The sequence below is a fragment of the Verrucosispora sp. NA02020 genome (genome assembly GCF_013364215.1).
Lineage (GTDB): Bacteria > Actinomycetota > Actinomycetes > Mycobacteriales > Micromonosporaceae > Micromonospora.
In genome coordinates this window covers 4,212,858-4,224,556 of record NZ_CP054923.1, presented here as the reverse complement: position 1 = coordinate 4,224,556, position 11,699 = coordinate 4,212,858, and the positions used below count along the sequence as shown (strand labels likewise).

Below are 11,699 nucleotides of genomic sequence, written 5' to 3'. Positions count from 1 at the left end.
GGCCGGGTGGGGCCGGCACCGGTCGGACCGGTGCCACCGATGGATGAGGACGCTGCTGGTGATTCCTGAGGAACTGCGGTACTCCGCTGAGCACGAGTGGGTGGCGCCTGTCGACGGTGGTGCCGTGCGGGTGGGCATCACTCATTTCGCGCAGGACGCGTTGGGCGACATCGTGTATGTGCAGTTGCCGGAGTCCGGTGCGGTGGTGGCGGCTGGTGAGTCGTTGGGTGAGATCGAGTCGACCAAGAGTGTGTCGGAGATCTACGCCCCGGTGGGCGGTACGGTGTCGGCGCGCAACGAGGCGCTGGTCGACACGCCTGAGGTGATCAACACGGACCCGTACGGTGCGGGTTGGTTGGTGGAGATCTCTCCGGCGGATCCGGCGGCGGTGGAGGGTTTGCTGTCGGCGGACGCGTATCGCGAGTTGACCGAGAGCTGATTCGTTTTCCGGGCGGGCGGTCGGTGTGTGTGCCGCGCGTCCGGTTGCCCTGTTTTTCGGCGCTGGCTAGGCTCGCCCAGTCGACCGAGAACCCAATTAGTTGTGCGTCGCGGACAGCCTTTCCGGGCACGGAGAGCCAGCCGCCGGGTGATGTGTACCCGGCGGCCGGACCCGCCGTCTCCCGACGCCGACCGAAACAGATCCGTGAGGTGGTCCCCATGACTCGCCCAGGCGACGAGTTCCCCCCGCTCGACGTCACGTCGACGCTCAATCTCGGTTCGCTCGAGGAAGCGCTGGAGGGGCCGGACACCGATGTGGTGCCGAGCCGGATGTCCGGTTCGCTGCCGCCGGGGATGGCGCTGCTGGTGGTTCGTCGGGGTCCGAACGCGGGTGCGCGGTTCCTGCTGGATCACGACGTGACAACCAGTGGGCGGCATCCGGACAGTGACATCTTCCTCGACGACGTGACGGTGTCGCGTCGGCACGCGGAGTTCCACCGGGACGGTGGGACGTTCACGGTGCGTGACGTGGGCAGTTTGAACGGCACGTACGTGAATCGGGAGCGGGTCGAGGCCGCCACGTTGAGCAATGGTGACGAGGTGCAGATCGGTAAGTTCCGGGTCGTGTTCATCGCCGGTCCGCGCCCGGAGGGGGAGGCCGGCCGGGGGTGAACGAGCCTGCGGCTTCTCCGCCGTCCGGGGTGGGTCGCGCCCAGCCGTTGATGAGTATCGGCGAGGTGCTGGCCCAGTTGCGGGTGGATTTTCCTGACGTGACGATTTCGAAGCTGCGGTTCCTCGAGGCCGAGGGTCTGGTGGAGCCGCAGCGCACGGCGGCTGGTTATCGGAAGTACAGCTGGGACGATGTGTCGCGGTTGCGGTTCGTGTTGACTGCGCAGCGGGATCAGTATCTGCCGTTGCGGGTGATTCGTGAGCAGTTGGCGCAGTGGGATGCCGACGGTGCGGCGCCGGAGCGGTCGCGGCCGGCGTTGGTGGCGGTGGGCCCGGACGGTGAGGTGCCGGGGCGTGGTGCGGCGTCGTCGGTCGAGTCGGGTCAGGTGCGGCTGGATCGTACGCAGTTGGTGGCGCGCAGTGGGCTGGACGAGTCGACGTTGGGCGAGTTGGAGCGGCTCGGGTTGGTGGTGTCGGATCCGCCGGGCTGGTACGACGGCGATGCGTTGATCATCGCGAAGGCGGTGGCCGGTCTGGCGGCGTACGGGTTCCAGCCTCGGCATCTGCGGGGTTACCGGACGGCGGCGGATCGGGAGGTGGGTCTGTTCGCGCAGTTGGTGGCGCCGTTGGCGCGGCAGAGTGATCCGGCGGCGCGGGCGCGGGCGGCGGAGACGGCGCGGGAGTTGGTGGCGTTGTCGCAGCAGTTGCATGCGGCGTTGGTGCGGGTGGGGTTGCGGTCGACGTTGGGTCGGTGAGGTGCGTGTGCGCGCTGATCGGCGGGTTGGTGAGTGGCGTAGGCTTGCGGGGGTAACCCCTTCTGGGCACGGGCGTGGTGCGCGGAGCGCGTGAGATGGCCGTGTCGCGGTCCGTGTACCGTGCAGTGAAGGGCGCGGTGCGGCGTAGGTGACAACGACACGGAGGCGGCGGTGCGCGAGCTGAGCGTGGTCGGGGTTCGGGTGGAGTTGCCCAGTAACCAGCCGATCGTCCTGCTCAGGGAGGTCGAGGGTGACCGCTATCTGCCGATTTGGATCGGCGCGGTCGAGGCGACGGCGATCGCTTACGAGCAGCAGGGTGTCAAGCCGGCCCGGCCGTTGACCCATGATCTTCTGCGGGATGTGTTGGCGGCGTTGAAGGCGCCGTTGCGGGCGGTGGAGATCACCGAGCTGAAGGAGAACGTGTTCTTCGCCGATCTGTTGATCGGTGACGGGGTGCGGGTCTCGGCGCGGCCGAGTGATTCGATCGCGTTGGCGTTGCGGGTCGGTGCGCCGATTCGTTGTGCCGAGCAGGTCCTCAGTGAGGCGGGGATCGTGATTCCCGATGAGCAGGAGGACGAGGTGGAGAAGTTCCGGGAGTTCCTGGAGCAGGTGCGGCCGGAGGACTTCGCCGGTTGATCGGTGGTCCGGGCTGTGGGCCCGGGCCGGTGTGCGGGTGCGGACCACCATCGTGGCGTTACGGTCGGTGATGGTGATGGTCGTCGCTGTCGATGCGCGGCGTGTCGCGGCGGTTTCTCCGTGGTAACCCTGGGCGGTCGCTATAGGGTTGCCGTGTCGAGGGGTACGCGTCCCGGAAGCGACGTGTCACCGCACTGACGGGGAGGTTGTCCGGATGCACGAGCCGCGAGATTCCGATCCGGTTACGGGGTGGGACGAGTCGGGTGGGATGCCTGGTTCGGCGACTGACGGTGACGGTGCGGTGGGGTACCGGGGTGTGACGGCCTGCCATGCGGTGGGGATCAGTTACCGCCAGTTGGACTACTGGGCGCGGACGGCGCTGGTGGTGCCGAGTGTGCGGGACGCTTCGGGTTCGGGTACGCAGCGGTTGTACTCGTTCCGGGACCTGGTGGTGTTGAAGGTCGTGAAGCGGTTGCTGGACGCCGGGGTGTCGTTGCAGAACATCCGTAAGGCGATCGAGGCGTTGCGGTCGCGTGGGGTGGAGGATCTGGCGGGCATCACGCTGATCTCCGACGGGACGACGGTGTACGAGTGTCGTTCCCCGGAGGAGGTGGTCGACCTGTTGCAGGGCGGCCAGGGGGTGTTCGGTATCGCGATCGGTGGCGCGTTCAAGGAGATCCAGGGGTCGTTGTCGCATCTGCCGGCGGAGCCGGTGGGGGGCGTGGTGGAGCCGGAGCCGGAGGTTCCCGCGGGCGGGGATCTGGGTGACGAGTTGGCGGCGCGTCGGGCGCGGCGGCGGGCCGGCTGAGGGTCGTCCGCCCGCCGGTGTGGGCGTGGTTTTCTGCGGACGTTTTTGTCGATCACGCTGTGTCTCGGGTCGGGTCGTGGGTGTAGCGGTGGTGCGGTGCGGCGGGGCCGACACCAGTGCCCGCTGAGCAGCGTGTGCGGTGACGCGTGTACGGCTCGCCTCGATCGCCGTCGGTGATTACGCCGCTACGATGTGTGGTCATCTTCCTCTGATCTGTCACGGTGTGTGTCCGCGTGCTGGCGGTGGAGATCCGTGCGGGACAGACGGGCGCGGCGCGGCACGCTATCGTCCGATCCGGTCCGCCTGACACCTCGCCGCGACGGCGGGGGGTGCCGGTGGCGGGCGTCGCGCCGATTGCCGCGCGTCTGTGCACTCTCTCCCCTGCGGAAGGACTGACCTGTGACGGTCACCGACGAGACCATCCCCGTGTCGCACTTCGAGCGGATCGGCGGGGCCGCCGCGGTGCGGGCCGCCGTCGAGCTGTTCTACGACCGGGTGTTGGCCGACGCGGAGCTGGCCGGCTACTTCACCGAGGTGGACATGGCGGTCCAGCGTCGCCACATGGCGTTGATGCTGACCGTGGTGCTGGGTGGCCCGAACGAGTACGCGGGCCGGGACCTGGCTACCGCGCACCGGCCGTTGCAGATCCCGGTGGCGCACTACGTGCGGGTGGGTGAGCACCTGACGGCGACGTTGACGCAGTTGGGGGTGCCCGGCGACGCCATCACCGACGTGCAGGCGGTGCTGGCGGCGGTGCAGGACCAGGTGGTGGCCGGCGACGGCCGGGCGGACGCCTGAGCTGTGGACGTCTCTCGTCTGAAGCGGAGTTGGGCGTCGGTCGCCGCGCACGGTGACCAGGTTCCGCTGTACTTCTACTCGACGTTGTTCCTGGCGCATCCCGAGACCCGGCAGATGTTCCCGACGAACATGGCGGGGCAGCGGGACCGGCTGGTGACCGCGCTCGGTCACATCGTGTCCCAGGTGGACCAGGTGGACCGGCTGGTGGGTTTCCTGCAGGACCTCGGTGCCGACCATCGCAAGTTCGCGGTGCGCGCGGAGCACTATCCGGCGGTGGGTGAGGCGTTGCTGGCGACGCTGCGGCACTTCCTCGGTGACCAGTGGACCGAGGAGCTGGCGCAGGACTGGGCGGCGGCGTACGGGTTGGTGGCGCAGGTGATGGTCGAGGCGGCGCAGGCCGCCGAGGCGGTGAATCCACCGTGGTGGGTGGCGGAGATCGTCGGCCATGAGCGGCGGGGTTTCGACGTGGCGGTGCTGACGGTGCGTCCGCAGTATCTTCTGCCGTTCACGGCGGGGCAGTCGATCGGGGTGTCGCATCCGGCGGTGCGGGCGTGGCGGTACTACTCGCCGGCGAACGCGCCCCGTCAGGACGGCACTCTGGAGTTGCACGTGCGGGCGGCGCCGGGTGGCGCGGTGTCGTCGCGGCTGGTGTACGGGTGCGCGGTGGGCGATCAGCTGCACCTGTCGGCGGCGGTGGGGGAGTCGTTGACGTTGCGGTCGTCCGGGTCGGCGGATCTGTTGCTGCTGGCCGGTGGGACCGGGTGGGCGCCGGTGCGGGCGTTGGTGGAGCAGGTGTCCGCGGAGGGGTCGGGTCGGCAGGTCGACCTGTACGTGGGGGCGCGGTCGCGGACCGAGTTCTACGACGGTGACCTGCTGGAGAAGTGGGCGTCGTCGTATCCGTGGTTGCGGGTGACCCAGGTGGTGGGGGTGGACCTGGACCGGCCGGGGGAGTTCGTGCATCCGGTGGATCGGGCGCTGGCCGACGGCGACTGGCGGTCCCGTCACGTGTACGTGTGCGGGTCCGACGACATGGTGACGTACGCGGTGACGGCGTTGACCCGCGCCGGTTTCCATCCCGGGCGGGTGCACCACGAGGGTCCGGCTGCGCAGTGGTACGGCCCCGCGTGGCGTACGGCGATGCAGAGTCCTTCCGTCCCCGACGATTCCGGAGGTGTCCGGTGAGTGATGACCAGTGGCGGGCCGGTTCGCTGGGTACGGCCCCGATCGGCCGGTACGACGGCACCCCGGTGTCCGGTGGGGTGCCGGTGCGGTTGACCGCCGACCGGGTGCGGCGGTGGGAGTTCGGGTCGGCGTCGTTCGCCCGGCGTGGCTACGACCAGTCCGGGGTGGACCGGTTCCGGATGCAGGTGGCCGACGAGTTGGATCGGCTCTCGACGCGGGTGGCGGACCTGCGGGCGGAGAACGAGATGCTCACCGGCCATGTGGAGTTGCACCGGCACGGGGTGTTCCCGACTTCGGGTCCGACGCCGCAGGCCCCGGCGGCCAAGGAGGTGAACCTGCTGTCGGCGGCGCAGCGGGAGGCCGAGCAGATCATCGCGCAGGCGCACGACTACGCGCGGCGGGTCGCCGAGTACGCCCGGACCCAGTACGAGAGTTACGTGCGGGCGGCGGTGGAGGAGGCCCGGCAGCAGGCGGAGCGGGCGGTGCAGGACTACCGGGCGTCGGCGGGGCCCACCTTCGACGACGGGGTGGCCGCGCGGGAGGCGCTGCGGATCTACGGCGAGATGATGATCTCGCACATGCAGGCGGCGGCGCGGCATCTCGACGACGGTCGCGCGCAGTTGGCCCGCACGATGGAGCGCATCGGTGGGCCGGTGGAGGTGAACGCGGCGGCGGACCGGTCGTTGCCGCGTCGCCAGCAACCCTGACGGTGCTGCGGGGCGGCCGGTCGGGCCGGTGCGGGGTTGTCGCGTCCGCCGCTGGCTCGCCGACGGCCGCCGGTTGGGGCAGCATGGTGCGGGTGGAGGACGTGATCGAGCAGGTGGCGGGTTTGGCCGCCGGTGGTGCGGTGGTGGTGCTCAGCGGCGCCGGCCTGTCCACCGAGTCGGGTATCCCCGACTATCGGGGGCCCAGCGGGGTGGCGCGCCGGCACACCCCCATGACGTACCAGACGTTCACCGGTGACGTGGCGGCCCGTCGCCGCTACTGGGCGCGCAGCCACCTGGGGTGGCGGTGGATCGCGCGGGCGGACCCCAACGACGGGCATCGGGCGGTGGCCCGGTTGCAGCGGGCCGGTGTGGTGACGGGGATCATTACGCAGAACGTGGACGGGCTGCACACGGCCGCCGGCAGCGCCGGGGTGGTGGAGTTGCACGGCCGCCTCGACGAGGTGGTGTGTCTGGGCTGCGGTCGGCGGACGACGCGGGAGGACCTGGACGGGCGGCTGCGGCGGGCCAACCCGGGGTTCGACGCGCACGCCGTCGCGATCAACCCGGACGGTGACGTGGATCTCGACGACGACCAGGTGGCCGGGTTCCGGGTGGTCGACTGCGGGGCGTGCGGCGGGATGCTCAAACCGGACGTGGTGTTCTTCGGCGAGACGGTGCCGGCGCCCCGGGTGGCGCGGTGTTACGCGATGGTGCGGCAGGCGCGGCTGCTGCTGGTGCTGGGGTCGTCGCTGACGGTGATGTCGGGGCGGCGGTTCGTGTCGGCGGCGGCCCGGCAGGACGTGCCGGTGGTGATCGTCAATCAGGGGGCCACGCGCGGTGACGGGTACGCGCGGCTGCGCGTCGACGCCCCGCTGGGCCGTCTGGTGCCGGCGCTGGCCGACCGGCTCTGCCCGGCCGGCGCGGATCCGGTGGTGACCGTCGCCTCCTGAGCAGGGGGCCGGGGCTTCGGTGTGGGCCGTCGGGGACGCTGGTAGCGTTGATCGTGCCGGTAGCACCCGCGTGGGAGAGACCGCCTGGCGGCAGCCGGGGCGGCGCCGAAGGGGCAAATCCTCCCCGGAACCTCTCAGGCAAAAGGACCGCGTGGGTCAGGCACTGTGGAGCGCCCGTGGGTGTGACAGAGGGGGAGGGCCGACCTGTCGACCCCGCCCCGCAGGAGCGCCCCTCATGACCTCAGAGTTCGCCGACCGTCACATCGGTCCCGGCCCGGACGACGAACGCCGGATGTTGGCCACGGTCGGGTACGCCTCGATCGACGAGCTGATGGACGCGGCGATCCCCGAGGTGATCCGCTGGCACGGTCGCCTGGACCTGCCGGAGCCCACCGGTGAGCACGAGACCCTGACCGAGTTGCGGGCCCTCGCCGCCCGCAACACCGTCGCCGTGTCGATGATCGGTCTCGGCTACCACGGCACGTACACCCCGGCGGTGATCCGCCGTAACGTGCTGGAGAACCCGGCCTGGTACACGGCGTACACGCCGTACCAGCCGGAGATCAGCCAGGGCCGGTTGGAGGCGCTGCTGAACTTCCAGACCATGGTGTCGGACCTGACCGGTCTGGCGACCGCGAACGCGTCGATGCTCGACGAGGGTACCGCCGCGGCCGAGGCGATGACGTTGGCGCGGCGGGCGTCGAAGAGCAGCAGCCCGGTGTACGTGGTCGACGCCGACGCCCTGCCGCAGACCATCGCGGTGATCGCCGGTCGGGCCGAGCCGCTCGGCATCGAGGTGCGGGTGCTGGACCTGACCGTGCAGGAGTTGCCGGCGGAGTTCTTCGGCCTGCACCTGCAGTACCCGGGGGCGTCCGGGGCGGTCCACGACCAGGCGCCGCTGGCGGCGGCGGCGCACGAGGTCGGCGCGTTGGTGACGGTGGCGGCGGACCTGCTGGCGTTGACGCTGCTGCGGTCGCCGGGGCAGATCGGCGCGGACATCGCCGCCGGCACCACCCAACGGTTCGGGGTGCCGATGGGTTTCGGGGGGCCGCACGCCGGCTACCTGGCGGTGCGGGCCGGGTTGGAGCGGATGCTGCCCGGCCGGCTGGTCGGGGTGTCCCGCGACACCGCCGGCGACCCGGCGTACCGGTTGGCGTTGCAGACCCGTGAGCAGCACATCCGGCGGGAGAAGGCGACCAGCAACATCTGCACCGCGCAGGTGCTGCTGGCGGTGATGGCCGGCATGTACGCCGTCTACCACGGTCCGGACGGGTTGCGGGCGATCGCGACGCGCACCCACGAGACGGCGGTGCGGCTGGCCGCGGGCCTGCGGGCCGGTGGTGTGGACGTGGCCGACGTGCCGTTCTTCGACACGGTCACGGCGACGGTGCCGGGGCGCGCCGCTCAGGTGGTGGCCGACGCGGCGGCGCGCGGGGTGAACCTGCGGCTGGTCGACGACGACCGGGTGGGGATCTCGTGCGACGAGACCACCACGCGGGAGCACGTGGCGGCGGTGTGGGCGGCGTTCGGCGTCGACGGTGTCGACGGCGCGGTGACGGCGGCGCTACCGGACGCGTTGCGGCGTACCGACGAGGTCCTCACCCACCCGGTGTTCCGGTCGCACCACTCGGAGACGGCGATGCTGCGGTACCTGCGGCGGCTGGCCGACTTCGACTACGCGCTGGACCGGGGCATGATCCCGCTGGGGTCGTGCACGATGAAACTCAACGCCACCACCGAGATGGAGCCGGTGAGCTGGGCGGAGTTCGCCCACATCCACCCGTTCGCCCCGGCGGAGCAGACCGCCGGCTACCGGGAGATGATCGGCCAGTTGGAGGGGTGGCTGGCCGAGGTGACCGGCTACGACGCGGTCAGTGTGCAGCCCAACGCCGGGTCGCAGGGGGAGTTGGCCGGGCTGCTGGCGATCCGCGCGTACCACCGTGACCGGGGTGAGGGGCACCGGGACGTGTGTCTGATCCCGTCGTCGGCGCACGGCACGAACGCCGCGAGCGCGGTGATGGCCGGGATGCGGGTGGTGGTGGTCGGCTGCGACGACGACGGCAACGTCGACCTGGTCGACCTGGACGCCAAGATCGACCGGCACCGGGACGCCCTGGCGGCGATCATGGTGACGTACCCGTCGACGCACGGCGTGTACGAGACGGGCATCGCGTCGCTGTGCGCGAAGGTGCACGACGCCGGCGGTCAGGTGTACGTCGACGGCGCGAACCTCAACGCGCTGGTCGGGTTCGCCAAGCCGGGCCGGTTCGGGGCCGACGTGTCGCACCTGAACCTGCACAAGACGTTCTGCATCCCGCACGGCGGCGGTGGCCCCGGGGTGGGTCCGGTGGCGGTGCGCGCGCACCTGGCGCCGTTCCTGCCCGGTGACCCCGGTGGCGCGCCGGTGGACGGGCGGCCGGCGATCTCGGCGGCCCGGTACGGGTCGGCGGGCATCCTGCCGATCCCGTGGGTGTACCTGCGGATGATGGGTGCCGACGGGCTGGCCCGCGCCACCGGGGTGGCGGTGCTGGCGGCCAACTACGTGGCGGTGCGGCTGCGGGAGCACTTCCCGGTGCTGTACGCGGGCAACAAGGGCCTGGTGGCCCACGAGTGCATCCTGGACCTGCGGCCGTTGACGAAGACGACCGGTGTGAGTGTCGACGACGTGGCCAAGCGGTTGATCGACTACGGGTTCCACGCGCCGACGATGTCGTTCCCGGTGGCGGGGACGCTGATGGTGGAGCCGACCGAGAGCGAGGACCTGGCCGAGCTGGACCGGTTCTGCGACGCGATGATCGCCATCCGGGCGGAGATCGACGAGGTGGCGGCGGGACGCTGGCCGGCCGGGGACAACCCCCTGGCGAACGCGCCGCACACGGCGGCGATGGTGGCCGGTGACGAGTGGCCGCACGCGTACCCGAGGTCGGTGGCCGGCTACCCGGGCGGCGTGGACCGGGCGGGGAAGTACTGGCCGCCGGTGCGTCGGGTCGACGGCGGGTACGGCGACCGGAATCTGGTCTGCTCATGTCCGTCGCCGCAGGCGTACGAGAGCTGACGGCAGCCGCGCCGGGGCGGTCGCTGCCGCCCCGGCGTCGCGTCGACCTGGTCGTGACGGCCCCCCTGGTGGGGACTAGCCTGGGTCGACGCGGGAAGAGTCGTGACGGATCGTGACCAGGTCAGGCGGCGAGGGCGTGTCGGGCGGGGCCGCGGTGCGGTGCGATGCTGCTGCCGTCGGGCAGCAGCTCGCCGGTGTCCTCGAAAACGATGACGCCGTTGCAGAGCAGGCTCCAGCCCTGTTCACGGAAGCAGGCGATGACCTTGGCAGCTTCCCGGTCGGTGGCTTCGGCGGAGGGACAGGTGGGTTGGTGCTGGCACATCGGGTTCTCCGGACTGTGGGGGCACTGTGTCATGGTTCACATGACCAGTGACGCACAGTACCAAGCAAACGCATGGTGCATCGAGCGGAAGTGTGCGTGGTCCGTGGGAAATCCGCTGAACGGATGAGCCACCACCAACCAGACGTTGTGGAAGCGCTCCCACAGACGGTGGTCGATCCGTCACCGTACGACCCCCCGGCCGCGCCCCCACCCTGCCGGGGCCGCCGCGTCGAACGCGCCCGCTGGCAGTGGCACCCCACCGACGGCGGCGACCCCGCCACCGCCGTCGAGGACTTCCTCGCCGCCCACGGCCTGCCCCGACACGACCTGGCCCGCCCCACCCGCCCCCACCACCCCGACGACCCCGTCTGCGGCGCCGCCCTCTACGTCTCCGCCGCCGCCGGCGCCCTGCTCGCCGGCGGCACCCCCGGCGCCGCCAACCCCGCCGACCTGCCCGAGATCGCCGTCGTCGTCTACGGCCACACCGACACCCCCACCACCCCCACCACCAGCGGGACGTGGTGGCGCGGCCCGTGGACCGAGAGCTGGACCCCCGAGGAACACGCCGACGCCGTCCGCGCCGTCCGCACCGCCATCGGCCACGGCGACGTCTACCAGGTCAACGTCGTCGGCCACGCCGCCGCCCCCTACCGCGGCGACCCCCGGCCCGCCCTGGCCCGCCTCGGCCGCCTCCCCGGCGCCCGCTACGGCGGCGTCCTCACCGGCGACGGCTGGGCCATCGGCTGCGCCAGCCCCGAAACCCTCGTCGAGGTCCGCGCCGGCACCCTGACCACCCGCCCTATCAAAGGCACCCGCCCCGCCACCGCCGCCGGCCGCGCCGACCTGCTCACCTCCGCCAAGGAACGCGCCGAACACATCATGATCGTCGACCTGGAACGCAACGACCTGGCCCGCGTCGCCCGCACCGGCACCGTCCGCGTCGACGACCTGTTCGCCGTACGCCGCTGGTGCGACCTGTGGCAGGCCGAATCCACCGTCCGCGCCGACGTCGCCGACGGACTCGGCCTGGCCGACCTGCTCCGCGCCGTCTGCCCCGGCGGCTCCGTCACCGGCGCCCCCAAACTCGCCGCCCTGCACCACATCGCCGCCCTCGAACCCGTCGGCCGCGGCGCCGGCATGGGCGCCCTCGGCTGGATCGGCCCCGACCACCTCGACCTCGGCCTGACCATCCGCACCGCCGCCACCGACCGCCACGCCCTGCACGTCTGGGCCGGCGGCGGCATCACCTGGGACAGCGACCCGCACGCCGAAGTCGCCGAAGCCGCCGCCAAGACCGCCCCGGTCCGCGCCACCCTCGACCCGCCCCGACCCGACCGCCCCGGCCGCCCCACCACCGGCACCACCGACCGATAACCTTG

At 71.5% G+C, this 11,699-nt stretch carries 12 protein-coding genes and 1 riboswitch; of the genes, 11 read left to right on the top strand and 1 reads right to left on the bottom strand.

Annotated features, from left to right (window positions below; genetic code table 11):
- The first annotated feature begins 58 nt into the window (after positions 1-58).
- The 10 genes from gcvH to gcvP all read left to right on the top strand — a co-directional run bounded on the left by gcvH (position 59) and on the right by gcvP (position 9,998).
- Positions 59-439 (top strand): glycine cleavage system protein GcvH, encoded by a 381-nt coding sequence (gene gcvH / locus HUT12_RS18295; RefSeq protein ID WP_131053838.1) that lies wholly within the window; start codon positions 59-61, stop codon positions 437-439.
- Between the two features lie 218 nt (positions 440-657).
- Positions 658-1,110: an FHA domain-containing protein gene (locus tag HUT12_RS18290; RefSeq protein WP_093402417.1), complete on the top strand. Its 453-nt coding sequence runs from the start codon at positions 658-660 to the stop codon at positions 1,108-1,110.
- Positions 1,111-1,160: 50 nt separating this feature from the next.
- Positions 1,161-1,862: a MerR family transcriptional regulator gene (locus HUT12_RS18285; RefSeq protein ID WP_176095855.1), complete on the top strand. Its 702-nt coding sequence runs from the start codon at positions 1,161-1,163 to the stop codon at positions 1,860-1,862.
- A gap of 171 nt (positions 1,863-2,033) precedes the next feature.
- Positions 2,034-2,498 (top strand): bifunctional nuclease family protein, encoded by a 465-nt coding sequence (locus tag HUT12_RS18280; RefSeq protein WP_013733914.1) that lies wholly within the window; start codon positions 2,034-2,036, stop codon positions 2,496-2,498.
- A 268-nt stretch (positions 2,499-2,766) separates the two neighbouring features.
- Positions 2,767-3,306 (top strand): MerR family transcriptional regulator, encoded by a 540-nt coding sequence (locus HUT12_RS18275; protein ID WP_131053828.1) that lies wholly within the window; start codon positions 2,767-2,769, stop codon positions 3,304-3,306.
- 399 nt (positions 3,307-3,705) lie between these two features.
- Positions 3,706-4,104 (top strand): group 1 truncated hemoglobin, encoded by a 399-nt coding sequence (locus HUT12_RS18270; protein ID WP_176094160.1) that lies wholly within the window; start codon positions 3,706-3,708, stop codon positions 4,102-4,104.
- Between the two features lie 3 nt (positions 4,105-4,107).
- Positions 4,108-5,286 (top strand): globin domain-containing protein, encoded by a 1,179-nt coding sequence (locus tag HUT12_RS18265; RefSeq protein ID WP_176094159.1) that lies wholly within the window; start codon positions 4,108-4,110, stop codon positions 5,284-5,286.
- On the top strand, positions 5,283-5,993 hold the full coding sequence (locus HUT12_RS18260) for a DivIVA domain-containing protein (protein WP_254876873.1): 711 nt from the start codon (positions 5,283-5,285) through the stop codon (positions 5,991-5,993). Before HUT12_RS18265 ends, HUT12_RS18260 begins: the two co-directional genes overlap by 4 nt.
- Before the next feature lie 83 nt (positions 5,994-6,076).
- Positions 6,077-6,943 carry an NAD-dependent protein deacetylase gene (locus tag HUT12_RS18255; RefSeq protein WP_176094158.1) on the top strand — a complete coding sequence of 289 codons (867 nt, stop codon included), beginning with the start codon at positions 6,077-6,079 and terminating at the stop codon, positions 6,941-6,943.
- Between the two features lie 61 nt (positions 6,944-7,004).
- A riboswitch (glycine riboswitch) is annotated at positions 7,005-7,103 on the top strand.
- A 75-nt stretch (positions 7,104-7,178) separates the two neighbouring features.
- Complete coding sequence (gene gcvP, locus HUT12_RS18250) at positions 7,179-9,998, top strand: aminomethyl-transferring glycine dehydrogenase (protein WP_176094157.1); 2,820 nt, start codon at positions 7,179-7,181, stop codon at positions 9,996-9,998.
- 121 nt (positions 9,999-10,119) lie between these two features.
- On the opposite strand, the gene HUT12_RS18245 is transcribed toward gcvP, so the two are convergent.
- Positions 10,120-10,320: a DUF5999 family protein gene (locus HUT12_RS18245; protein ID WP_131057861.1), complete on the bottom strand. Its 201-nt coding sequence runs from the start codon at positions 10,318-10,320 to the stop codon at positions 10,120-10,122.
- A 96-nt stretch (positions 10,321-10,416) separates the two neighbouring features.
- On the opposite strand from HUT12_RS18245, the gene HUT12_RS18240 reads away from it, so the two are divergent.
- Complete coding sequence (locus HUT12_RS18240; protein ID WP_176094156.1) at positions 10,417-11,694, top strand: chorismate-binding protein; 1,278 nt, start codon at positions 10,417-10,419, stop codon at positions 11,692-11,694.
- Positions 11,695-11,699 lie beyond the last annotated feature (5 nt).

Excerpts from the sequence above, each read along its gene's own strand:
- gcvP (WP_176094157.1), top strand. The coding sequence starts at position 7,179 with ATGACCTCAGAGTTCGCCGACCGTCACATCGGTCCCGGCCCGGACGAC.
- HUT12_RS18255 (WP_176094158.1), top strand. The coding sequence starts at position 6,077 with ATGGTGCGGGTGGAGGACGTGATCGAGCAGGTGGCGGGTTTGGCCGCC.
- HUT12_RS18275 (WP_131053828.1), top strand. The coding sequence starts at position 2,767 with ATGCCTGGTTCGGCGACTGACGGTGACGGTGCGGTGGGGTACCGGGGT.
- HUT12_RS18245 (WP_131057861.1), bottom strand. The coding sequence starts at position 10,320 with ATGTGCCAGCACCAACCCACCTGTCCCTCCGCCGAAGCCACCGACCGG.
- HUT12_RS18290 (WP_093402417.1), top strand. The coding sequence starts at position 658 with ATGACTCGCCCAGGCGACGAGTTCCCCCCGCTCGACGTCACGTCGACG.
- HUT12_RS18285 (WP_176095855.1), top strand. The coding sequence starts at position 1,161 with ATGAGTATCGGCGAGGTGCTGGCCCAGTTGCGGGTGGATTTTCCTGAC.